Annotated in this window: 21 protein-coding genes and 1 pseudogene; 14 read left to right on the top strand and 8 right to left on the bottom strand. The window is 70.2% G+C overall.

Translation table 11 applies throughout. The annotated features are described in order from the left end of the window. Nucleotides 1–56 precede the first annotated feature (56 nt). The 6 genes from KYX17_RS27775 to KYX17_RS27750 all read left to right on the top strand — a co-directional run bounded on the left by KYX17_RS27775 (nt 57) and on the right by KYX17_RS27750 (nt 6,876). A complete protein-coding gene (locus tag KYX17_RS27775; protein WP_243232118.1) occupies nt 57–878 on the top strand; it encodes an HtaA domain-containing protein in 822 nt (273 codons plus the stop codon). Nucleotides 879–988: 110 nt separating this feature from the next. Next, nucleotides 989–1,972: a hemin ABC transporter substrate-binding protein gene (locus KYX17_RS27770; RefSeq protein WP_243232116.1), complete on the top strand. Its 984-nt coding sequence runs from the start codon at nt 989–991 to the stop codon at nt 1,970–1,972. Between the two features lie 11 nt (nt 1,973–1,983). Then, entirely contained in the window at nt 1,984–3,018 is a 1,035-nt protein-coding gene (locus KYX17_RS27765; RefSeq protein WP_243232114.1) for an iron ABC transporter permease, read from the top strand. Next, nucleotides 3,015–3,791 (top strand): heme ABC transporter ATP-binding protein, encoded by a 777-nt coding sequence (locus KYX17_RS27760; RefSeq protein ID WP_243232112.1) that lies wholly within the window; start codon nt 3,015–3,017, stop codon nt 3,789–3,791. The genes KYX17_RS27765 and KYX17_RS27760 overlap by 4 nt, the downstream gene beginning before the upstream one ends. A 111-nt stretch (nt 3,792–3,902) precedes the next feature. Continuing rightward, the gene (locus KYX17_RS27755; RefSeq protein ID WP_243232110.1) at nt 3,903–6,356 is read left to right on the top strand and encodes an HtaA domain-containing protein; all 2,454 of its coding nucleotides are present in this window, start codon (nt 3,903–3,905) and stop codon (nt 6,354–6,356) included. Nucleotides 6,357–6,525: 169 nt separating this feature from the next. Beyond that, nucleotides 6,526–6,876, top strand: a complete 351-nt coding sequence (locus KYX17_RS27750) for a potassium transporter Trk (RefSeq protein WP_243232108.1) — start codon at nt 6,526–6,528, stop codon at nt 6,874–6,876. A 2-nt stretch (nt 6,877–6,878) separates the two neighbouring features. Here KYX17_RS27750 and KYX17_RS27745 read toward each other — a convergent pair whose 3' ends face one another. Beyond that, entirely contained in the window at nt 6,879–7,469 is a 591-nt protein-coding gene (locus tag KYX17_RS27745; RefSeq protein ID WP_243232106.1) for a zinc-binding alcohol dehydrogenase, read from the bottom strand. A 212-nt stretch (nt 7,470–7,681) separates the two neighbouring features. On the opposite strand from KYX17_RS27745, the gene purM reads away from it, so the two are divergent. Together purM and purF are read left to right on the top strand one after the other, a co-directional pair. Beyond that, nucleotides 7,682–8,800 carry a phosphoribosylformylglycinamidine cyclo-ligase gene (gene purM / locus KYX17_RS27740; protein WP_308220969.1) on the top strand — a complete coding sequence of 373 codons (1,119 nt, stop codon included), beginning with the start codon at nt 7,682–7,684 and terminating at the stop codon, nt 8,798–8,800. A 6-nt stretch (nt 8,801–8,806) separates the two neighbouring features. Beyond that, nucleotides 8,807–10,267, top strand: a complete 1,461-nt coding sequence (purF, locus tag KYX17_RS27735; RefSeq protein ID WP_243232104.1) for an amidophosphoribosyltransferase — start codon at nt 8,807–8,809, stop codon at nt 10,265–10,267. Between the two features lie 96 nt (nt 10,268–10,363). Here the strand turns inward: purF and KYX17_RS27730 are convergent, their stop codons facing one another. Next, the gene (locus tag KYX17_RS27730; RefSeq protein WP_137418327.1) at nt 10,364–10,558 is read right to left on the bottom strand and encodes a DUF3073 domain-containing protein; all 195 of its coding nucleotides are present in this window, start codon (nt 10,556–10,558) and stop codon (nt 10,364–10,366) included. A 144-nt stretch (nt 10,559–10,702) separates the two neighbouring features. On the opposite strand from KYX17_RS27730, the gene KYX17_RS27725 reads away from it, so the two are divergent. Beyond that, nucleotides 10,703–11,197 carry a universal stress protein gene (locus KYX17_RS27725; RefSeq protein ID WP_243232102.1) on the top strand — a complete coding sequence of 165 codons (495 nt, stop codon included), beginning with the start codon at nt 10,703–10,705 and terminating at the stop codon, nt 11,195–11,197. Nucleotides 11,198–11,200: 3 nt separating this feature from the next. Here the strand turns inward: KYX17_RS27725 and KYX17_RS27720 are convergent, their stop codons facing one another. The 4 genes from KYX17_RS27720 to KYX17_RS27705 form a co-directional block, all read right to left on the bottom strand. Next, entirely contained in the window at nt 11,201–11,806 is a 606-nt protein-coding gene (locus KYX17_RS27720) for a PadR family transcriptional regulator (protein ID WP_243232100.1), read from the bottom strand. Then, nucleotides 11,806–12,639, bottom strand: a complete 834-nt coding sequence (locus KYX17_RS27715; RefSeq protein WP_243232098.1) for a DUF4097 family beta strand repeat-containing protein — start codon at nt 12,637–12,639, stop codon at nt 11,806–11,808. The genes KYX17_RS27720 and KYX17_RS27715 overlap by 1 nt, the downstream gene beginning before the upstream one ends. Nucleotides 12,640–12,897: 258 nt before the next feature. After that, the gene (locus KYX17_RS27710) at nt 12,898–13,761 is read right to left on the bottom strand and encodes a bifunctional 2-polyprenyl-6-hydroxyphenol methylase/3-demethylubiquinol 3-O-methyltransferase UbiG (protein WP_243232096.1); all 864 of its coding nucleotides are present in this window, start codon (nt 13,759–13,761) and stop codon (nt 12,898–12,900) included. A 76-nt stretch (nt 13,762–13,837) separates the two neighbouring features. Beyond that, nucleotides 13,838–14,002, bottom strand: coding sequence for a DUF2207 domain-containing protein (locus KYX17_RS27705; RefSeq protein WP_137418322.1), 165 nt, complete (start codon nt 14,000–14,002; stop codon nt 13,838–13,840). A 229-nt stretch (nt 14,003–14,231) separates the two neighbouring features. Between KYX17_RS27705 and KYX17_RS27700 the strand changes: the two genes are divergently transcribed. The 5 genes from KYX17_RS27700 to KYX17_RS27680 all read left to right on the top strand — a co-directional run bounded on the left by KYX17_RS27700 (nt 14,232) and on the right by KYX17_RS27680 (nt 19,523). Then, nucleotides 14,232–14,501, top strand: coding sequence for a Rho termination factor N-terminal domain-containing protein (locus tag KYX17_RS27700; protein ID WP_243232094.1), 270 nt, complete (start codon nt 14,232–14,234; stop codon nt 14,499–14,501). 1 nt (nt 14,502) lies between these two features. Then, nucleotides 14,503–15,465: a DNA topoisomerase IB gene (locus KYX17_RS27695; RefSeq protein ID WP_243232092.1), complete on the top strand. Its 963-nt coding sequence runs from the start codon at nt 14,503–14,505 to the stop codon at nt 15,463–15,465. A gap of 35 nt (nt 15,466–15,500) precedes the next feature. Continuing rightward, nucleotides 15,501–15,875: a CrcB family protein gene (locus KYX17_RS27690; RefSeq protein ID WP_243232090.1), complete on the top strand. Its 375-nt coding sequence runs from the start codon at nt 15,501–15,503 to the stop codon at nt 15,873–15,875. After that, nucleotides 15,872–16,243: a CrcB family protein gene (locus KYX17_RS27685; RefSeq protein ID WP_243232087.1), complete on the top strand. Its 372-nt coding sequence runs from the start codon at nt 15,872–15,874 to the stop codon at nt 16,241–16,243. The genes KYX17_RS27690 and KYX17_RS27685 overlap by 4 nt, the downstream gene beginning before the upstream one ends. A gap of 115 nt (nt 16,244–16,358) precedes the next feature. Then, nucleotides 16,359–19,523, top strand: a complete 3,165-nt coding sequence (locus tag KYX17_RS27680) for an efflux RND transporter permease subunit (RefSeq protein ID WP_243232085.1) — start codon at nt 16,359–16,361, stop codon at nt 19,521–19,523. A 220-nt stretch (nt 19,524–19,743) separates the two neighbouring features. Here the strand turns inward: KYX17_RS27680 and KYX17_RS32470 are convergent. Both KYX17_RS32470 and KYX17_RS27675 read right to left on the bottom strand, forming a co-directional pair. Further along, a pseudogene (locus KYX17_RS32470) lies at nt 19,744–20,343 on the bottom strand (hypothetical protein); the annotation flags it as partial. A gap of 285 nt (nt 20,344–20,628) precedes the next feature. Further along, nucleotides 20,629–21,537 (bottom strand): aldose 1-epimerase family protein, encoded by a 909-nt coding sequence (locus KYX17_RS27675; RefSeq protein WP_243232083.1) that lies wholly within the window; start codon nt 21,535–21,537, stop codon nt 20,629–20,631. Nucleotides 21,538–21,769 lie beyond the last annotated feature (232 nt).

The raw sequence follows: 21,769 nt of genomic DNA, 5'->3' as shown, positions 1-21,769 counted from the left end.
GACCATCCGATAGGGTAGGCAAGCCTTACCTCATTCGTCAACGGAATGGTCCCGCCATGCTCTTTCGTTCCGCTGTGTCCGCGATCGCGCTGTCCGCCGCACTGCTTGCACTGCCCACGCCCGCTCTCGGCACGGAGCGGTCTGCCGCAGCGGTCGACGAGACGTGCGCGGTGACCGGCGGTTCGCTGACCTGGGGCTTCAAGGAGTCGTTCCGTTCCTACATCTCGGGCACGATCGCGAAGGGGTCGTGGGAGCCCGTCGACGGTGCGTCCTACACCACGCCGGTCTTCAGCTGGCCCGCCACCGGCGGCAGCGTGGATCCCGCGACGGGCGAGGGGTCGGTGTCCTTCGGCGGCGGTGTCCGCTTCACCGGGCACAACGGGCTGCTCGACACCACGATCGCCCAGCCCACCCTCGTCATCGACTCCTCGGGCGCGCACCTCCTGCTCGACGTGAGCGGGCTCTCGATGGAGGACGCACTGGCCGGGGCGACCGACCGGGTCCACTCCGCCGCTCAGGTCGACTTCGTTGCACTCGACCTCGCAGCCGCGGCGTCCACGACGACCGACACCGGGATCTCCGCGACGGAGGTCCCCACGGCCGTCACCGCGGACGGCTACGCGCAGTTCGGCAACTACGAGACGGGGACGGCATTCGATCCGATCTCCTTCGACGTGACGTTCGCCTGCGTCGATCCCGCCCCCGATCCCGACGTGGCGTCCGCGCCCGAGCCGACTCCGGCCGCCGAGACGGCCGCCGCCGAGACGCCGGCCCCGGTGTGGCTGTGGGGTATCGGTGCCGCGTTCGCCGCAGTGGCTGCCGCAGCGACGGTGATCATCGCCCGGCTGAGACGCCGCCGAGGCGAGGACGCGTCGTGAGGCGCCGCGCTCTCCTCGCCGCTCTTGCAGCCACCGCGGCCTTGCTCGCCGGGTGCGCTGCACCCTCGCCGTCGTCCTCCGCGGAGGTCCCGTCCGTCGAGGCCGTGCCGATGTCGGAGTGGAATGTGCTCCAGGATCCGCGCTCGTACGAGGGTCCGTCCACCGCCGTCCTGCCCGACTCGGCGATCGTCCCGGTCGCCGCCGAGCCCGCGCAATCGCTGCCGACGACCGCACTCTCCCACGATCTCGGCGGAATGACTGAGGTGACGGTCGCAGACACCTCCCGCGTCGTCGCGATGGACCTGGCCGGTTCGTTGGCGGCGACCGTCTGGGGACTCGGCTTCGGCGACTCCCTCGTCGGACGTGACGTGTCGACCGTCTTCCCGGGCGTCGAGGACCTGCCCGTCATCACAACCGGCGGCCACACCGTCAGCTCCGAGGCCGTCATCGCGCTTCGCCCCACGCTGGTCATCACGGACGGCTCGATCGGTCCGAGGGACGTGGTCGAACAGCTGAGGGATGTCGGCATCCCCGTCGTCTTCCTCGAGAACGAGGCATCCTTCGCCGGTGCGCAGCAGCTGGCCCGCGACGTCGCAGCGGTGTTCGGCGCGCCCGCGGCGGGGGAGGCCCTGGCCACGCGCATCGGCGACGAGGTGGAACGCGCGCGAGCGGACATCGCCGCGATCGCTCCTGCGAGCGACGCAGATCGGCTGCGCATGGTCTTCCTCTATCTGCGGGGAACGGCCGGCGTTTACTACCTGTTCGGCGAGGAGTCCGGTGCCGACGAGCTCATCCGGGCGCTGGGCGGCGTCGACGTGGCCGACGAGCTCGGATGGGACGGGATGCGCCCGCTCACCGACGAGGCGATGGTCGCGGCGAATCCCGACCTCATCCTGGTCATGTCCGGCGGTATCGAGTCCGTCGGAGGCGTCGACGGACTGCTCGCCGCGAAGCCGGCGATCGCCATAACGACGGCCGGGGCTCACCGCCGCTTCGTCGACATGGCCGACGGTCAGATCCTCTCGTTCGGCCCCCGCTCGGCCGAGGTGCTCGAGGCGCTGGCGCGCGCCGTGTACGCGCCAGCCGCGTCGTGAGTGCTCGAGCGATGAGGGCCCGTCGAGTGCTGGTGGGCGGTGCGGCCGGCGCCCTCCTCGTGGTCGGGGTGTTCCTGTCCGCGGGTGTGGGGCAGCTGCCCATCCCCGCATCCGAGGTCGGCGGATCACTCCTGCACGCGGTCGGCGTCGCGAACCCCTGGGCTCCGACCGATCCGCTCGTCGAGCAGACCCTGTGGCAGATCCGCTTCCCCCGCGTCGTCATGTCGCTGCTCGTCGGTGCCCTGCTCGCGATGGCGGGTGCCGTGATGCAGTCGATCTTCGCAAACCCGCTCGCCGAGCCCGGCGTCGTCGGCGTCTCCTCGGGCGCCGCCGTCGGCGCGGCCGCATCCATCACACTGGGCCTTGCCGCCTTCGGCGGCTGGACGACCGCGGTGTTCGCCTTCCTGGGCGGTCTCGCCGCGACAGGCATCGTCTACGCGACCGCGCGGGCGCAGGGGCGCACCGAGTCGGTCACGCTGATCCTCACGGGCATCGCCGTGAACGCGTTCGCGGGGGCGGCCCTGGCCGTGTTCATGTTCGTCGGGGACACCGCCTCCCGTGAACAGATCGTCTTCTGGCAGCTCGGGTCCATGAACGGCTCGCGTTGGGACGAGGTCGTCGTCGTGGCCGTCGTCGGCGTGCTCTCCGCGGTCGGCGCTCTGGCGCTGGCGCGGAGGTACGACCTGCTGGCGCTCGGAGAACGGACGGCGGCGCACCTCGGCGTGCGCGTGGAGCGGCTGCGGATCGTCTCGATCGTCCTGGTGGCGTCCTTGACCGGTGTCGCCGTCGCGTTCGTGGGGATCATCGCGTTCGTCGGGCTCGTCGTCCCCCACCTCGTGCGGATGCTGCTGGGCCCCGCCAATCGGCCGCTGCTGGTCGCATCGCTGCTCGGCGGCGCCGTGCTCCTCGTCTACGCCGACCTGCTCGCCCGCACGATCGTGCCCGCGGCCGATCTGCCCATCGGGATCCTCACCTCGCTCATCGGCGGACCCTTCTTCTACTGGCTCATCCGGCGCAGCCGTCGGCGTGGCGGAGGATGGGCATGAGCGCGCCGGCGATCCGTCTCGACACGATCGGCCTGCGTCTGGGCGGCGCCGATATCCTGCGCGACATCAGCCTGGACATCGGGTTCGGCCGGGTCGTCGCGCTCGTGGGCCCCAACGGAGCCGGCAAGTCCAGTCTCATGGGGATCATGGCGGGCGACGTGCGACCCGCCTCCGGCGAGGTGCTCCTGGACGGGCGACCCATCGGAGTCCTCCGGCCATCGGAACTGGCGCGGATGCGGTCGGTGCTGCTGCAGGAGAACCGCGTGGCCTTCGCCTTCACCGCGTACGAAGTGGTGGAGATGGGCCGCGCTCCCTGGCGCGGGGAGGGTCACGGAAGCGACGACGTCGCCATCGCCGACGCCATGGCGGCGGCCGATGTCGCGCATCTCTCCGACCGGACGTACATGTCGCTCTCGGGGGGAGAGAAGGCCCGCACCTCGCTCGCGCGGGTGCTCGCGCAGGACACTCCCGTGGTGCTCCTCGACGAGCCGACCGCGGCGCTGGATCTCCGACATCAGGAGGATGTGCTGCGCATCGCCCGCCGACTCGCCGCCGACGGGCGAGCGGTCGTCGTGGTGCTGCACGATCTGTCCCTCGCGGCTGCATACGCGGACGACGTGGCGATGGTCGCCGACGGAGCGCTCGCCGCCTTCGGTGACCCCGCGGAGGTGCTCACCGCCGAGCGTGTCGAGTCCGTCTACGCGACACCGGTGCGGATCCTGACCGACCCCGACACCGGCCGGCCGATCGTCCTGCCGCGGCGCGTCGCGTAACGGGCGCATATCGAATTCTCAGATTCGACTTTGGTAAGGCTAAGCTAACTCCAGATCGCGAGATGGGTTACGCCCCGCGATCACCGACCCGCCTTCCGCAAGGAGTTACCCGTGCACAGATCACCTCGAGCGTCGCTGCGGCGCCTGCTCGCGAGCGCGGTGGCGACCGCCCTCGTCGCCTCCGCCGCCGTCTTCGGCGCCGCCGTTCCCGCCCAGGCCGCCAGCTACACGCTCTCGGCGACCGCTGCCGTCGACCCCGGCGTTTCCGTCACCGTCTCCGTCACGGGGGCCGGCTACGAGAACATCACGCCCCTTCCGGGGCAGTCTCAGCCGTCCCTGTACATCGCACTCATCCCCGCCGACACGGATCTCGGCAGCATCCAGCTCGGCGGCAGCATCCCCGCCGCCGCGGTCTCCCCCGACTCCTCCGGCGCCATTTCCGGCTCGCTCGAGCAGTCTGCCGCGACGCTCGACCGCACGAAGTCCTACGACGTGATCGCCTGGCCCTCCCGCTCGAACCCGAGTGCGAGCAACCTGTACGCGCGCACCGGCGTCGCGATCGACTGGACGGCGTTGTTCCCCGCGACGGCAACCACCACCACGCTCGCAGCCGCGCCCGCATCCGCCGTGGCAGGAGCCGAGGTGACGTTGACCGCGACGGTCACGCCCGCCGCGGCGGGCTCTGTCGAGTTCTTCGACGGCGCCGCGTCTCTGGGCAGCGTCGCAGCGGCTTCGGGCACCGCGGTGCTGCGGACCTCGTCGCTGAGCATTGCCGACCACACCCTGAAGGCGGCGTTCACGCCCGCCGACACGTCGGCATACGCGGCGTCGACCTCGACCGCGATCACGGTGTCGATCACCGCGCCCCCCGCGGAGCGCACCCCGACCCTCACGCTCTCGAAGTCGACCGGGCTGAACCCCGCCGGCGAGGAGATCACCGTCACGGGAACCGGCTACAACCCGAACCAGCCGATCTACCTCACGTCTTGTGTCGATGTGCCCCTGGGCGAGGTCTCGTTCACATTCATCTCGGCGAACCGGTGCACGACCGGCGCGAAGCAGATCACCTCCAACCCGACCACTCCCACGATGGTCGCCTTCCAGCCGGACGGCTCCTTCACGACCACGTTCACGGTGCAGCCGAAGGACGGATCGACCGCGCTGTACACGCTCGCCAACCACACCGCGATGAACGACCGTACGCAGGACGCCAAGGCCGTCGTGTCCTTCGCGGCGGTGCAGCCGGAGCCCGAGCCCGAGCCCGAGCCGGAGACCGAGCCCGCCGTCACGGTGACGCCGAGCACGCCGCTGGACCCCTCGGTGCAGAACGTGCTGACCGTCACCGGTACCGGCTTCGTCGGAGCCGGCGCCGCGAATGGCGCGTACGTCCTGCTGGGTGAGACCTCCGCCTGGAGCGGCGGCTCGCCGCTGCCCACCGCGGGCTGGATCGCCCAGGCGTGGGTCCCGTCGGCCGGTATCGTCGACGGCGCGTTCTCGACGACGCTGACCGTGCCCGCAGGGGCGCTCGACGCATCGAAGAGCTACCAGGTCGTCACCTCCGCGGCACACGGCCTGTCCGTCACCGACCGTTCGCTCGACACGTTCACGCCGGTCGCCGTCGCGCAGCCCGTAGCTCCCTTCGTCGGCTTCCCGGTCGGCGCGAGCGCGCAGCAGGGTGGTCTGCTCACGATCACCGGAGGCGGCTTCCAGGCCGGCGACGCCGTGACGGCCGTCGCTCACTCCGAGCCGGTGACCATCGGCACGGTGCCGGCGAGCGGCAGCGGCACCGTCACGTTCAGCTGGAACGTCCCCGCGGACTTCCCGGTGGGCGCGCACACGGTCGAGCTCAGCGTGAACGGTGCGGTCGTCGCATCCGCTCCCTTCTCCGTCACCGCGGCGACCGTCGTCCCCGCAGTCGAGCAGGTCGCGGCTCCCGTCTGCGTCGCCCGCGCCGTGTCGGGCGCGAGCATCGACTGGGGCGTCAAGGAGTCGTTCCGCTCCTACGTCACCGGTTCGGTCGCGAACGGCGCGATCAACGGCGGCTGGGGAACGGGCTCGGGGGCCTTCAACACCGAGGCCGACCGCGGACGGGTGAGCTTCGGCGGGTCCGTGCACTACACGGGGCACAGCGGTGCGCTCGACATGACGCTGTCCAACCCCCGCATCCAGATCAACAACGCGAGTTCCGCCTCGCTCATCCTGAACGTGCAGTCGAAGGGCTTCAACGGCTCGCCCGACACGAACGCATCGGGCATCGTCTTCGCGACGCTGTCCCTTCCTCAGGCGCAGGAGTCAGCGAACCGTGTGACATTCTCCGGGGCGTCGGCGACGCTCACCTCGGCGGGCGCGCAGGCCTTCGCCGGCTTCTATGAGGCGGGCACGGCGCTGGATGCCGTCACCTTCTCGCTGCCGCTCGGTGCCGAGGTGCCGTGCGACAGCGCCACCGACAGTGCGCTGGCGTCCACGGGCTCGGCTGCGCCGACGGATGCGCTCTGGTTCGGCATCGGTGTGATCGCGTTCGGCGGCGTGCTGCTGGCGGCCATGCGTCGCCGTCAGCGGGCCTGACGGGCTCGGCGCCCCGCGCGAACGGCTTCCGCGGGGCGCCGAAATCCGAAGCGCTGGTCCTGGGGGCCGGCGCTTCGGCGTGTCCGCGGGCGCGCCGAGCCCCCGCGCCGTGACATCGCGCTCCAGCCGCTCTGACGAGCGTGCGTGCGGTGGATGCGACAATGGACCCATGGCCCCCGAGCCGCAGGACCCCGAGACCCCCCGCACGGTCACCGATGAACACGTCGAGACCCTGCGGGTGCGTCGCGCGCCCAAGTACGGCGTCTTCCTCGTTCTGGGCGCGGCCGTGGGCGTGCTCGTCGCGATGATCCTGACCTTCGCGTTCCACGGCACCGATGAACCGAGCGCCGCGGGCGTGCAGTACACGCAGATGCAGGTGTTCGGATTCCTCGCCCTCGTCTGCGCCGTCGTCGGCCTCGCGATTGGCGGCATCATCGCCCTCCTCTTCGACCGGGCGATGGCGCGGCGCGCCCGCGACGTCTCGGTCGAGGTGGCCCACGTCCGACTCGACGAGGACTGAGCTCAGGCCAGTTCCGCGATGATCGGGTGGATCGCCGCGTCGAAGGCCACCACATCGCCGCGCAGCCCGTCGGTCACGGCGATCGTGAGAGAGCCGATCCACCAGAGCCCGCGCTGGGCCAGCGGCAGCACCTGCACGTTCAGCTCGAACGAGTGCGCGCGCCGACCCACCTTGCGCTCGTGCACCGCGATCGCGCTCGCGTAGGCGCGGTAGGACGAGCCGCGTACGCGATCGGTGTGGACCGCGCTGGCGGATCGGGCGAACGCGAGCGCAGCACCCGCGTGCGGGACGATCGCCGCACGCAGCTCGTCGGCACCGTCGGCGGGCAGTGCGAGCAGCGTGTCCATGCCCGCGACGAGCTCCAGCGGCACCTCGGAGGGGTGGGCCATCGGCTCCACGGTCATCGCCCACAGCGCGCGCCACTGCCGCTCCAGCACCGCATCCGCCTCGGGCGCGTCGGTCGGGACGCCGCGAAGCCCCGGCAGTTCCTCGGGACTGCGGATGCCGAGCATCTGCCGGAGATAGAGCGCGGCGAGCACGCTCGGTCCCGCGTCTTCGCGGACCACCCACTGCGGCCTCTCGGCGCTCGGCATGCCGTCATTGTAGGGGCCGCCCGGCCCTCGCAGACGGTGTTTGCCGCCGCGGCGCGCATGTCGTCCGCATCGTACGGCGACATATGCACGGCCCGTCGTGTCTTCGCCGCCTCATGCGCCTCGTGCGTGCGCGTGTGCCCCACCGATCGTGCGGATGTCGCACCGCCTGACCCGGCGGAGCGACGGTGCGCTCGGCCGGGTAGGCTGAAGGGGTGGCTCCCGATCCCTATGCCGCCGCGGGTGTAGACACCGCCGCGGGTGATCTGGCCGTCGAACTCATGAAGTCGGCCGTACGTCGCACCCAAGGCCCCGAGGTCCTGGGCGGCGTCGGTGGATTCGCAGGGCTGTTCGACGCCTCCGCTCTTCTCGGCTACCGCCGGCCGCTGCTGGCCTCCAGCACCGACGGCGTGGGCACCAAGGTCGCCATTGCGCAGGCGATCGACAAGCACGACACCATCGGTCAGGACCTGGTCGGCATGGTCGTCGACGACATCGTCGTGGTCGGCGCCAAACCGCTGTTCATGACCGACTACATCGCGTGCGGAAAGGTCGTCCCCGAGCGCATCGCCGCCATCGTGCGCGGCATCGCCGAGGGCTGCGAGGCCACAGGGACCGCGCTCGTGGGCGGCGAGACGGCCGAGCATCCGGGGCTCCTCGGAGTCGCCGACTACGACGTCGCGGGGGCCGCGACCGGCGTGGTCGAGGCCGACCGCGTGCTGGGTGCCGACCGCGTGCGCCCCGGCGACGCCGTGATTGCGCTGGCCTCGAGCGGGCTCCACGCCAACGGCTATTCCCTCGTGCGCCATATCGTGGCGCGGGCGGGCGTGCAGTACGGCGACCATGCCGCGGACTTCGGCCGCACGTGGGGTGAGGCACTCCTCGAGCCCACCCGGCTCTATACGACACCGATCCTCGCGCTCATCAACGAGCTCGGTGGCGACGTGCACAGCCTCAGCCACGTGACCGGCGGCGGCATCGGCGCGAACCTCGCCCGCGTTCTCCCGCCCGGAAGCTGGGTCGAGGTCGACCGCTCCACGTGGTCGCCCGCGTCCGTGTTCCGGGTGCTCGCCGATCTCGGCGGCCTGGAGCTCACCGCCACCGAGGGCACGTGGAACCTGGGCATCGGCTTCTTCGCGGTGATCTCGGCCGAGCGCGTGGATGCGGCCGCATCCGTCCTCGCCCGGTACGGCATCGACGCCTGGCAGGTCGGCGTGGTGGGCGAGGGCTCCCGGGCCGACGGCGAGTGGATCGAGGGCGCCAAGGGCGTCGACGGCGGCGCGGTGCGCCTGGTGGGCGCCTACGGCGACGGCACGCGAGACGGAGCGAACTAACACCTCATGTGCGGCATCGTCGGAATGGTCGGGCAGGGCCCGATCAATCAGGACATCTACGACTCCCTCCTGCTGCTGCAGCACCGCGGACAGGACTCCACCGGCATCGCGACCGCCGAGGGGTCGGGTGTCTTCCACATCGCCAAGGCGAAGGGTCAGGTGCGCGAGGCGTTCCGCACCCGCGACATGCGCGCCCTCCTGGGTGAGATCGGGCTCGGTCACGTGCGCTACGCCACGAAGGGCACGGCGTCCAACGAGGAAGAGGCGCAGCCCTTCTACGTCAACGCCCCGTACGGCATCGTCCTGGTGCACAACGGCAATCTGACGAACACGCGGGAGCTCACCGAAGAGTTGTTCCGCAAGGACCGTCGCCACCTCAACACGAGTTCCGACACCGAGCTGCTCGTGAACGTGCTCGCCGGTGAGCTGCAGGCGGAGATCCCCGGTCTCGAGCTGGATGCCGAGCAGGTCTTCCGTGCCGTGGCCCGGGTGCACGAGCGTGTCGAGGGCTCGTACGCCGCGATCGCCCTGATCGCCGGTCACGGTCTGCTGGCCTTCCGGGATCCGTTCGGCATCCGTCCGCTGATCCTCGGTCGCCGCTCCAACCCGGACGGTCACGACGAGTGGGTGGTGGCCTCCGAGTCGCTCGTGCTCGACAACGCCGGCTTCGAGGTCGTCCGCGACGTCGCTCCCGGCGAGGCCGTGTTCGTCGCGCTCGATGGCACGCTTCATGCGCGCCAGTGCGCGAGCGACACGACGCTCGCGCCGTGCTCGTTCGAGTACGTGTACCTCGCGCGTCCCGACTCGGTCATGAACGGCATCTCGGTGTACGAGACGCGCCTGCGCATGGGCGACCGCCTCGCCGACACGATCGCGAAGTACACCCCGCAGGGCACGATCGACGTGGTCATGCCGATCCCGGATTCCTCGCGCCCCGCGGCGATGCAGGTCGCCCGCAAGCTCGGCATCGAGTACCGCGAGGGCTTCTACAAGAACCGCTATGTGGGTCGGACGTTCATCATGCCCGGCCAGGCCGTGCGCAAGAAGAGCGTCCGCCAGAAGCTCAACGCCATGCCGAGCGAGTTCAAGGGCAAGAACGTGCTGCTGGTCGACGACTCGATCGTGCGCGGCACGACGAGCAAGGAGATCATCCAGATGGCGCGGGATGCGGGCGCGCTGTCGGTGACGTTCGCCTCCGCGGCGCCGCCCGTGCGGTTCCCGCACGTGTACGGCATCAACATGCCCTCACGGCACGAGCTCGTCGCGCACGGCCGGACGATCCCCGAGATCGCCGAGGAGCTCGGTGCGGACTACATGGTGTACCAGGAGATCGACGACCTGAAGGCGGCGATCCTCGAGGGCTCGGACATCACCGATCTCGACATGAGCTGCTTCGACGGCCGTTATGTGACCGGAACGGTCAGCGACGAGTATCTCGCCTGGGTCGAGGGCACGCAGACGTCCTGATCTCACAGAGCAGCCGCACGGGCACCGGAGCGGTGCGCCGTGCGGCCTGGCTGTGACGACGAGCGGGCGAGGTGTCGCCGCGCGGGCTCCGGTGGATTACCGGGCGCCCTCGAGCGAGTCTTCGTCCTCGTCTTCGTCCTCGTACTGGTCGGCCCACTTGTCGACGTACTCGTTCTCGTCACTCGGGTGACCGAGTTCGCGCTCGAGCGCCGCGTAGTTCACCGACGGGCTGAATGACTTCAGCTCACGGGCGATCTTCGTGTGCTTCGCCTTCTGACGGCCACGCCCCATGCGAGACCCCCTCATATTCTGACGGCGAGGGCTTCAGCTGGCGCCCATCGCATCCGCGTAGTCCGGTTTCTGAACCGGGAAGAGTAGCATCAACAATAACACGGTGGTTCGCGGGTCTCTCCCGCGGCCGCCCGCGGAGGAGTCATGGGCGAAGAGGCTGTGGGACCGGTCGTGCTGGGAGCGACGGCGGATCTTCCCGATCGGGTCTGGACCGAAGCCGCCCGCTATGCGCGGCTCTTCGGGCGCGATCTCGTCGTCGCGTATGTGGACGTGACCCGCTTCGTCACCTACGCCGATCCCGACGGGGTGGAACACAGCGCGCCGATCGATCTGAACTTCGCGGCGGGGCAGGCGCAAGCGGATGCGGTGCGTGATCGAGCCGAGAAGCTCCTCGCGCCGGATACGTGGACGATGCGTTCGCTGGTGGGTGACCCGGCCATGGCGCTGAAGGATCTCGCCGATCAAGTGGACGCGGTGATGATCGTGGTCGGCACGCGCCGGCGGGGATTCGGCGAGACCCTGCGGGAGTTCTTCACCGGTTCGGTCGCCGCGCGCCTGGCCCATCGTCAGCACCGGCCGGTGCTCGTCGTTCCTCTCGAGGAGCCCCTGGCCGATGCCGACGATCCGTGGGTCGAGTAGTCCCTAGCCGCGCAGTCCCCGGGTGAGTTCGCGCGCGGCCGCATCCATCGCCTCGATGAAGGCGTCGACGGCGGATGCGGAGAGTTGACCGCCGCGAGCCACGTGCGTGCGCATGTCGGCGCGCACCTGCGTGCGGAACTCGGTGACGGCCGCCTCCGCACGTCGCAGCTGCTCGCGCGTGGCGCTTCGTTCGTCGTCCTCGCGCGGCGGTGTCGGGGCCTCCCGGTCGGCTTTGGATGCCGCGGCGAGATCGGCGCGCAGGCTCCGCATCGCCTCGCGTACGCTGCCGCGCACCTCCTGGGCGATCAGGCGCACGGAGTCCGCGAGGTCGGACTGGATGCCCTCGAGCTCGCCCGCGCGGGCCGCGACCTCGGCGCGCCCCGCATCCGTGAGCGCGTAGATCGTCTTGCGCCCCTCGACGGTCTTGGTGACCAGCCCCTCCTCCTCCAGCTTCGCGAGGCGCGGGTAGATCGTTCCGGCGCTCGGCGTGTAGGTGCCGCCCGTGCGGTCGGCCAGTGCCTGCATGAGGTCGTAGCCGTGGCGAGGGGACTCGTCGAGGAGGCTGAGCAGGTACAGGCGCAGGTCGCCGTGGGAGAAGACCGGCGCCATCACTGCTCGTCCTCCCCGACGGGGCGGCGGAGCACCGTGATGTCGCCCGAGACCGAGTTCGCCCGCACATCCACGAAGCTGCCGCTGAGCTCGCCGATCGAGCCGGAGTAGTTCGTGGTCGGTCCGTTGCCGCGGCCGGAGTGCGGCACCCCGTCGATCTGCACGCGGCCGCTGACACTGCGCACCACGTAGTTGGCGGGCAGGCCCGCATCCAGACGGATGGTGGTGCTGCCGGCGACGGTGTTGAGGCCGATCTGGTGCACCGGGCCGATCGCGTCGATCATCATGCTGCCGGAGACGGTGTCGACCGTCGCCTTCGTGATGCGTCCCGTCGCCGTCACATCGCCCGAGACGCTGTTGGCGTTCAGTGCGCCGTCGAGTCCGCGGCTCTGCACGTCGCCCGAGACGGCGTTGACGGTGAGGTCGCCGCTCAAGCCGTCGACGATCACGTCGCCGGAGACGGTGTTGACCCGCGCATCCGCGGCGAGGCCGGAGACGAGAGCGCTGGCGTTGACGACGCCGAGGGTCAGGGCGATGTCCGCGGGGACCGCGACGCTGATCTCGGCCTTGGGGCCGCCGGAGCCGAAGTTGCGGAACACCTCGAGGAAGTTGTCCCACCGCAGTTGCGGGTGGTCGATCTCGATGCGGCCGTCTTCGGCGGAGATGCGCAGATCCTTCGTCGTCACCGCGTGCACCTCGATGCGCACGCCGGGTTCGTCGTGGGCGACGATGTCGATCTCACCGCCGACCAGGCCCACCTTCAGGTGCGTGATGTCGTCCAGGTCGATGACGCGCGTCTCGCCGGGGTGGATCAGCCACTTTTCCGGTGCCATGTCGGTTCTCCTCGTCTATCGAGATATATCGCGTTGTGAAGATAACACGATATATCTCGATTCGGAAGGCCCGAGCTCCTGCACATCTGCGGACTGCGGGCGCCGAGCCCACCGCCTCGGCGGAATTGCAGGAGTTCGGGCGCCGGCTGGCGTGCACAACTCAGCCAGAACCGCGGGCCGTTGCGGGCGGGAGGCGGCAACGGGCGGGATGTGGCGGAATTGTGCGCCGAGGCGGGAGCCCGGTGCAGGAGCGGCGGCTCAGGCGGGCTTGGTGGCCCGGATCGTGTAGGTCAGCGGCATGACGCCGGCGAAGCGGCCGGTCAGCACCCACTCGCCGTCGGTGGCGCGGTGCGTCATGCGACCGGGCAGCGCCTCCCACGGCACGCTGTCGTGCTCGACGAGCGCGTCGATGCGCAGGCCCGCATCCAGCAGCGCGGTCGCGATCTCGCCCAGGGCGTGGTTCCACTCGTAGGTCTTGGTCGCCGTCAGCGCACGCGTCGTCGGCACGTAGGTCGAGTCGTCGTCCCATTCGAGGGGCTCGGCCGGCTCGAAGTAGGAGAAGCGGAGGTGGATGTCGTCTTCGAGAGTCTCGTTGACCGACCACAGGATCGGGTGTCCCTCACGGATGAACAGCGACCCGCCGGGGGCGAGCAGGGTCGCGACGACCCGGGCCCACTCGTCGACCCGGGGCAACCAGCACAGTGCGCCGATGCCGGTATAGACGAGGTCGAAGGATGCGGGCTCGAGGACCGATGCCGCATCCCGCACGTCGGAGCGGACGAAGTCGACATCGTCGCCCGACTCCGCGACGAGCCTGCGGGCCTCGGCGATCGCCGTCTCGGAGAAGTCCAGCCCCGTCACGTGCGCGCCGAGCCGCGCGAGGGAGAGCGTGTCGGTGCCGATGTGGCACTGCAGGTGCACGGCGCGCTTGCCCCGGATGTCGCCGAGCAGGGGCAGATCGAAGCGGACGACATCGGAGAGCGCCTCGCGGTCGGCGACGAAGCGTTCGATCCCGTACCCGGATCCGTCGCGGGCGGCGTGGAGTTCGGCGCGCTCATCCCAGTTGGCGCGGTTCGCCTCGACGAAGGGCGTGGGATCGATGTGCTCGCGCGCGGAGACCATGCGTTCACGCTACCCGCGCACAGCCGCGCACGAAAAAGGGGCACCCGTCGGCGACGGATGCCCCTCTCTCGAGGTGTCAGACCTTGCTGCCGCCTCGGATGACTCGGAGCAGGAACGCGATCAGCGCGATGACGCCGACAATGAGTGCCACCCACAGCAGCCAGTTCAGCGCTGTGTTGAGGCCTCCGACGATCGCCAGCACGATGGCGACGACGATGATGATGAGCAGTGCGATGTTCATCTGGATTCTCCTCGTTCTCGCCGGGACGCCGCGCGACCCGGATGCCTCGTGGGCACACCCCCACGTTCCCACTGCGCACTCCCAGCGTCAGAGGGGTTGACGCTCGAAAGCGGCCGGTGCTAGTCGCGTAGGCGCGCGTCCTCTCACATGTCAAGCCCGCTGAGGTACGGATGCGGGGCGCTCTAGCGTCGGGGGAACGCTTCGCGGACGCGGGGCGGGAGAGGCCGACATGCCGGGTGGACGCGGGGCGAACAGCCTGAAGGATCCGAAGCTGTACGAGGAGTTGCGCGACGAGGGCGCGTCGAAGGAGAAGGCCGCGCGCATCTCCAACGCGGCCGCGCGTGACGGGCGGTCGGCCGTCGGCAGACGCGGCGGGCGCTCCGGCGACTACGAGGACTGGACGGTGCCCGAACTGCGCAAGCGAGCGAAGGAACTCGGTCTCACGGGGTACTCGGGCAAGCGCAAGGCGGAGCTGATCTCGGCTCTGCGCGACCACTGACGTGGCGCGACTGGCCCGGGTCGATCCCGGATCGGATGCGGGAATCTCCCGCACGCGCAGCGGGACCGGGTTCAGCTACACGCGGCCCGACGGCACGAAGGTCACGGCCGCGGAGCGCGCCCGCATCGAGGCCCTCGTCATCCCGCCGGCCTGGCAGGACGTATGGATCTGCACGAAGGACAACGGCCACATCCAGGCGGTCGGCACCGACGACGCCGGGCGTCGGCAGTACCTGTACCACCCCGAGTGGTCGGCCAAACGGGACAAAGGCAAGTACGCGCGAGCGCTGGCGCTGGCGGAGTCGCTGCCGCGTGCGCGCGGTCGGGTGACGGCGGCGCTGCGGCGCGCGGACGACTCGCGTGAGGCCGTGCTCGCCGCAGCGTTTCGCATGCTGGATGCGGGCGCCATCCGCATCGGCTCCACGAAGTACCTGCGCCGCGGCGGCGGACGGGGTCTGACGACCCTGCAGCGCCGCGACGTCCGCGTCGAGGCGGGGGTGATCGAGCTCGACTTCCCCGCCAAGAGCGGGGTGCGCGCCCGCATCCGGATCGAGGACGAGGATCTCGCCGTCGTCCTCGAACAGTTGACGGCGGGGCGTCCGCGCTCGCCGCTGCTGGCCCACCGGCGCGGGCGGCGACGTGTGCCCCTCACCCCGGGGGAGGTGAACGCCTACATCCGCGTGCTGACCGGCGGAGACTTCACGGCGAAGGACTTTCGGACGCTGCGGGGAACGGTCACTGCGGCGGAGAGTCTCGCGCGTCTCGGTCACGTGGAGACGAAGAAGGCGCGAAAGCTCGCGGAGCGCGAGGCCGTGAAGGCGACGGCGGCCGTGCTGTGCAACACCCCCTCGGTGGCGCGCAGCAGCTACATCGACCCGCGCGTGTGGCGGGCATATGCGAAGGGACGGCTGCTGGAGTCGGGCGTCTCGCCCGAGACCGCGATCCGCCGTCTCGTCGAGGGCTGAGCGCAGACCCGGAACGGCGGCGGTACCGTTGCCGGGTGGCAGCAGGGTTCTCGTGGCGGCATCTCGGACTGATCGTCCTCGGCGGTGCCCTCGGAACCGCCGCGCGCGCCGGGCTGTTGCTCATCGATGTGCCGGGCTGGCACCCGATCGCGGTGCCCGTCATCAACGTCACGGGAGCCTTTGCGCTGGGCCTGCTGACGGGGGTGCTGACCCGTCGCGCCGAGACCGCGCGCTCGCGCGATCTGCGCCAGCTGCTCGGAACCGGTGTGCTCGGCGGCTACACGACCTACAGCACGTTCGCGGTGCAGGCGGTCGACGGCGCGGCGGTCGCACTCACCCTCGCGACCGCGGCTGTGGGACTCGCTGCCGCGTGGGCGGGCCTCGCCCTCGGGCGGCGGAGGTCCGCATGACGCCTCTCACGTTCCTCGTCGTGGCCGTCGCGGGAGGGATCGGCGCGGGTGCACGCTACGTCGTGGACCTCGCGGTCACCGCGCTCGTGGGCGCTCGATTCCCCTGGGGGACGCTCGTCATCAACGTGACGGGCTCCTTCGCGCTCGGCCTGCTGACCGGCGCTGTGTCGGATGCAGTGCTGCTCGCCGTCATCGGGACGGGGCTCCTGGGCGGCTTCACGACCTTCAGCTCGGTGGCCGCGGTCAGCGCCGTGATGGCGACCGACCGTCGCGGATGGGCTGCCGCGACCAACACGATCGGCACACTCGTGCTGGCTGCCGCCGCCGCGGCCGCGGGTCTGGCGATCGGCGGGCTCGTCGCCGGATAGGCCGGTGAGCCCGGCGTTCCCGCGAGAACGCGTGAGATACTGACCTCGATACAGCCCTGTATCGTGCCTCCTCGCCGCTGCACCCTCTCGAGTCGGCCGTCATGAAAGCGCTCCCGTGTCACACCTGGCAGTCCTCAGCCTGAAGAACCGCGCGCTCATCGCGCTCATCACGATCGTCGCAGCGATCTTCGGCTCGCTCGCGCTCACCAGCCTCAAGCAGGAGCTCATCCCCTCGGTCGAGTTCCCGCAGCTGTCGATCCTGTCGACGTACCCCGGCGCCTCGCCCGAGGTCGTCTCCAACGACGTGTCGACGCCGATCGAGACGGCGATCCAGGGCGTCCCGGGTCTCGAATCCACGACGGCCACGAGCACCACCAACGCCTCGATCGTGCGCGCGTCGTTCACCTACGGCACCAACCTCGCTACCGCCGAGCAGAAGATCAACCTGGCGATCGGACGCATCAAGGACCAGCTGCCGACCGGCGTCGAGCCCAACGTCATCTCCGTGTCGATCGACGACCTGCCCGTCATCCAGCTGGCCGTCACGGGCTACAGCGACGCGCAGGCGATCCAGGACAAGCTCGAGTCCGCCGTCGTCCCCGAGATCCAGGATCTCGCCGGCGTCAACGCCGCGCAGATCGTCGGCGGCATCGGCAAGCGTGTGGTCATCACCCCCGATGCGGCGAAGCTGGCCGCATCCGGGTTCACGCAGCAGGCGATCACCGACGCCCTCGACAAGAACGGCGTGCTCTTCCCCGGCGGCGCCATCACGGAGGGCGACCAGACGCTGACCGTGCAGACCGGAGCCAAGATCACCTCGGTCGACGAGCTCGCGGCTCTGCCGCTCGTGCCGACGGATGCGGCGCAGTTCGGTGAGGGGACCGTGACGATCGGTCAGGTCGCCACCGTCGCCGAAGCGGCCGATCCGGTCACATCGCTCTCGCGGGTCAATGGCGAGCCGGCTCTGACGATCGCCGTCACGAAGCTCCCGGCGGCGAACACCGTCGATGTCTCCCGTGCCGTCACCGACGCGCTGCCGCAGCTCAGCGATGCGCTGGGTGGCGACGCCCAGTTCTCCGTGGTCTTCGATCAGGCCCCCTACATCGAGCAGTCCATCGAGGCGCTCGCGCAGGAGGGGCTGCTCGGGCTCGTCTTCGCCGTTCTCGTCATCCTGATCTTCCTGCTGTCGGTGCGCGCGACGATCGTCACCGCGATCTCGATCCCGACGAGCGTGCTGATCACCTTCATCGGCATCCAGGCGTTCGGCTACTCGCTGAACATCCTCACCCTCGGCGCGCTGACCATCGCGATCGGGCGCGTCGTCGACGACTCGATCGTCGTCATCGAGAACATCCGCCGGCACTACGTCGGCGATGCGGACAAACGAGCCTCGATCCTGCTCGCCGTGCGCGAGGTGGCGGCGGCGGTGACCGCATCCACCATCACGACCGTCGCGGTCTTCCTGCCGATCGCCTTCGTGGGCGACCTCACGGGCGAGCTGTTCCGTCCCTTCGCACTGACGGTCACCCTCGCGATGACGGCGTCGCTGTTCGTGTCTCTCACGATCGTGCCCGTGCTCGCGTACTGGTTCCTGAAGCCCGGCAAGCCGGTGCAGGGTCCCGACGGAGAGCACATCGACCCGGAGGACCCGTCCGCGCCGCCCTCGCGTCTGCAGAAGGCATACCTGCCGGTGCTGTCGTGGACGCTCAAGCACTCGTGGGTGACGCTCGGCATCGCGCTGCTGGTGCTCGTCGGCACGGGCGCGCTGGCCCCGCTGATGAAGACGAACTTCCTCGGCGACTCCGGTCAGAACACGCTGACCATCACGCAGACCCTCGGCCCGGCCGCCAGCCTCGACGCGGAGGATGCGGCGGCATCCCGCGTGGAGGAGACCCTCAAGAGCGTCGACGGCATCGAGACCGTGCAGGTCTCGATCGGCTCGAGCGGCTCCGCTGTGCGCGACGCGTTCTCCGGCGGCAGCGGCGGCATCACCTACTCGATCACGACGGATGCGGGGGCGGATCAGCTCGCCCTGCGCGACCGGGTGCAGTCGGCCCTCGCCGATCTCGATGACGTCGGCACCATCGCACTCGCCTCCTCCGGCGGCGGCTTCGGCTCGAGCGACATCGAGATCGATGTGACCGCGCCGGACCAGCGGACGCTGCAGGAGGCCACGGACGCGGTGCAGTCGGGCCTCGAGGGCAAGGACGGCATCTCGCAGGTCACGAGCAACCTCTCTGCATCGCTGCCGTACATCGCCGTGACCGTGGATCGGGATGCGGCTGCGGCACGCGGTCTGTCCGAGGTCGCCGTCGGTGGGCTCGTGTCGGGAACGATGCAGCCGCGTCAGGTCGGCACGGTGGAGATCGACGGCACCTCGTTGACGGTCTATCTCGCCGCATCCCAGGTTCCGGCGACCCTCGACGACCTGCGCGCACTCACGATCCCGAGTGCCGGGGGCGTGGTGCGACTCGACCAGATCGCGACGGTGGAGCAGAGCCAGGGGCCCACCTCCATCACGACCGAGCGCGGCCAGCGCAGCGCCACCGTCACGGTCACCCCGGCGGGCGACGATCTGACATCGGCCAACGCGGCCGTCAACAAGGCGCTCGCCGACGTGTCGCTGCCCACGGGCGCCGATGCCTCCCTCGGCGGTGTCGTCACCCAGCAGACCGACGCGTTCACCCAGCTGGGGCTCGCGATGCTCGCGGCCATCCTGATCGTCTACATCGTCATGGTCGCGACCTTCAAGTCGCTGCGTCAGCCGCTGCTGCTGCTCGTGTCCGTGCCGTTCGCGGCGACCGGCGCCATCCTGCTGCAGATCGCGACGGGTGTGCCGCTGGGGGTGGCCTCGCTCATCGGCGTGCTGATGCTCATCGGCATCGTGGTGACCAACGCGATCGTGCTCGTCGACCTGGTCAACCAGTACCGCGAGAAGGGGCTGAACGCCCACGATGCGACGGTCGCGGGCGGCTCGCGCAGGCTCCGACCCATCCTGATGACCGCGGCGGCGACGATCTTCGCGCTGACGCCGATGGCGTTGGGGATCACGGGCCACGGCGGCTTCATCTCGCAGCCGCTGGCCATCGTGGTCATCGGCGGGCTGGTCTCCTCGACGGTGCTGACGCTGCTCGTGCTGCCGACGCTCTACAACCTCGTCGAGGGTGCGAGAGAGCGACGGCGGGCGCGACGCGACGGCGACGGGCCGGCATCCGGCTCGCCCGAGAACGCCGGGGAACCCGGTGCGCCGACGACGCGGCGGGCTCTGCGAGGGTCCTGATCTCGACGGTCGCCGTACCGCCCGCGAGCCGCGGACCGGCATCGGATGCCGTCGCGACGACGGGAACGGACTCCTCGGGCGCGGATGCGGGCTTTGCTGCGGACGCGGGCACGGGGGCGGCGGGCTCGGCCAGGGCGCCGCACGCCGACAGAGCGCTGAGGAACACGCCCGACCAGCCGAACATCGCGCTGAAGGCGATGACCTCGAACAGGGCGAGGTTGATGGTGCCCGCGACGAAGACCCAGGCGCCGGCGAACAGGCCGACGAACACGAATCCCGTCGTGAGCACCAGTCGCTTCGGGAAGCGGTGCATCATGAACGGGCTGGTCAGCAGGAGCCCGGCGAAGCCGAGGACCATCGCGGCGGCCACCCGGTCGTGCACGAATCCGTTGGTCGTCAGCGGCACGCATCCCACCAGGGCGAGGTTGGCGCCGACGACGGAGAACAGGATGCGGGCGGTCATCGCCGTGCCGCGGCGCACGTGCGTCCCCTCCAGCGGGCGCAGCTGGCGTGCGGCGGCGCGCGCGAACAGCAGCACGGTGGAGCCGCCGAGGATGAGCGTGCCGTTGAAGAACATCGCCGACGCGTCGCCGTAGGTCCCGAGCTGGCTGAAGTGCAGACGCCACCACTGCGGGTTCGTCGTCGTCGCGATCGAGATCCCGAGCCCGGTGAGCAGGATCGTCAGCGCCAGGACGGCGAGACGCAGGGCATCCGCCTGCAGGAGCCCGCTCACCGCGCGGTGCAGTCGCACGCGCGGCGGCGTGGGGTCTGCCCCACTGAGGCTCGAAGCGGGAAACGACGCGAAAACGGTACGCAGCATGCGGGTACCCTCCACCCAGACGGACACCGATCCAGCCGGTGGAACGTGGAGCCCCTTGCACGCACCGGCTGGCGAGCAGCGCAGCCGGTCGGCGTCGCCGCAGCGGTCGAAACCGCATGGGTCAACGATATCCGTCGGAGGTTACCGACAACCCCGGCGCGTGTTACCGGCGGACGCGGTTGGCGCCGTCTATACGCGCCGAACGCGCATCCGTTCGCCGAGTGAGCACCCCATCGGGTGCGCGCTCGATGAAGGAGTGCTCACTCGCGGGTCGAGGCCGGCGCCTCAGGAGCGTTGGAGGGAGATGCCCCACTCGAGTTCCCAGGTCTCGCCGGGCTCGAGCCAGCGCAGGTCGCGGCCCGAGTTCAGGGCGTCAGCGGGGGCGGTCATCGGCTCGATCGCGACGGCGACCTCCTGCCCCGGGTAACGGTCGGTCGTGAAGACCTGGAGGTACTCGAACCCGGCGCCGGCCCAGAGCTCGAGGCGGCGGCCGTCGGGGGTGTGCAGCACGCCGCGGACACGACCGTCCGTTCCACGTCGGAGCGTCGAGTAGGCGGTGTCGAGCGTCAGGTCTCCGACCCGGCGCGGTGCGCGCAGGTCGTGCGCCGCATCCACCGGCTCCTCGGCGATCGGGAGGTTGCGCTCGTCGAGACGGAACCACGTCGCCGCATCCACTTCGAGGCGCAGCTCGGCGGTGGGCACATCCGAGATGCAGAGGTAGGGATGCGTGCCGAGCGCGACAGGGGCCGCATCCGGGCCGACGTTCGTGATCTGGTGCAGGACGTCCAGGCCGTCGTCGGTCAGGGCGTAGGTCACCCGGGTCGCGAGATGGAAGGGGTAGCCGGTCTGCGGGAAGACATCGGCCTCGAGCGTCACCGCATCCGCCTCCGAGCCCGCCAGGCGGTAGGGGGTGAAGCGCAGGAGCCCGTGCGAGGCGTTGCCGAGCTTGGGCTCGGTGAGCGCGAGCTGATAGTCGGTGCCGCGCTGCGACCAGCGTCCGTCGCGCACCCGGTTGGGCCAGGGGACCAGAACGACCCCGGATGCGGCGGGCGTCGCCGCCGTGTCGGGATAGTGCGGAACGAGGTCGACGCCGTCGATCCGCAACGCGCGCAACGAGGCTCCCACTTCGGTGATCTCGGCCGATCCGTTCGGCGACGACAGGCGGTGACGGACTCCGGTCGGATCGGCGCTCATCCCCTCAGCGTACCCACGTGAGGCACTTTCTCAGTCGAGTGGGTTACTCTGGAATGTCGGCTCTGGACACCGCGTGGTGCGCGGATGGGTTTGTGAGTCCATGGGGCCGATGGTGAGCGCCGCTCGGCGCACATGACCATCATCGAAAATGGCCCCGGCCGACGGTAGTCCGGGTATGCCCGCGTTCTGAGCGGGTGCTGTTCTCGTGCGAAGAGAACCCAGGAAGAATCAC

This window comes from Microbacterium sp. CIAB417, assembly GCF_022788845.1.
Note: the sequence above shows the minus strand (reverse complement) of the source record. Positions and strands in the feature narration are given on the sequence as shown.

Excerpts from the sequence above, each read along its gene's own strand:
- KYX17_RS27745 (WP_243232106.1), bottom strand. The coding sequence starts at position 7,469 with ATGCCGAGCGCCGAGAGGCCGCAGTGGGTGGTCCGCGAAGACGCGGGA.
- KYX17_RS27770 (WP_243232116.1), top strand. The coding sequence starts at position 989 with ATGTCGGAGTGGAATGTGCTCCAGGATCCGCGCTCGTACGAGGGTCCG.
- KYX17_RS27730 (WP_137418327.1), bottom strand. The coding sequence starts at position 10,558 with ATGGGGCGTGGCCGTCAGAAGGCGAAGCACACGAAGATCGCCCGTGAG.
- KYX17_RS27725 (WP_243232102.1), top strand. The coding sequence starts at position 10,703 with ATGGGCGAAGAGGCTGTGGGACCGGTCGTGCTGGGAGCGACGGCGGAT.
- KYX17_RS27750 (WP_243232108.1), top strand. The coding sequence starts at position 6,526 with ATGGCCCCCGAGCCGCAGGACCCCGAGACCCCCCGCACGGTCACCGAT.
- KYX17_RS27710 (WP_243232096.1), bottom strand. The coding sequence starts at position 13,761 with ATGGTCTCCGCGCGCGAGCACATCGATCCCACGCCCTTCGTCGAGGCG.
- KYX17_RS27705 (WP_137418322.1), bottom strand. The coding sequence starts at position 14,002 with ATGAACATCGCACTGCTCATCATCATCGTCGTCGCCATCGTGCTGGCG.
- KYX17_RS27700 (WP_243232094.1), top strand. The coding sequence starts at position 14,232 with ATGCCGGGTGGACGCGGGGCGAACAGCCTGAAGGATCCGAAGCTGTAC.
- KYX17_RS27720 (WP_243232100.1), bottom strand. The coding sequence starts at position 11,806 with ATGGCGCCGGTCTTCTCCCACGGCGACCTGCGCCTGTACCTGCTCAGC.
- KYX17_RS27765 (WP_243232114.1), top strand. The coding sequence starts at position 1,984 with ATGAGGGCCCGTCGAGTGCTGGTGGGCGGTGCGGCCGGCGCCCTCCTC.
- KYX17_RS27675 (WP_243232083.1), bottom strand. The coding sequence starts at position 21,537 with ATGAGCGCCGATCCGACCGGAGTCCGTCACCGCCTGTCGTCGCCGAAC.
- KYX17_RS27775 (WP_243232118.1), top strand. The coding sequence starts at position 57 with ATGCTCTTTCGTTCCGCTGTGTCCGCGATCGCGCTGTCCGCCGCACTG.
- KYX17_RS27760 (WP_243232112.1), top strand. The coding sequence starts at position 3,015 with ATGAGCGCGCCGGCGATCCGTCTCGACACGATCGGCCTGCGTCTGGGC.
- KYX17_RS27685 (WP_243232087.1), top strand. The coding sequence starts at position 15,872 with ATGACGCCTCTCACGTTCCTCGTCGTGGCCGTCGCGGGAGGGATCGGC.
- purF (WP_243232104.1), top strand. The coding sequence starts at position 8,807 with ATGTGCGGCATCGTCGGAATGGTCGGGCAGGGCCCGATCAATCAGGAC.
- KYX17_RS27715 (WP_243232098.1), bottom strand. The coding sequence starts at position 12,639 with ATGGCACCGGAAAAGTGGCTGATCCACCCCGGCGAGACGCGCGTCATC.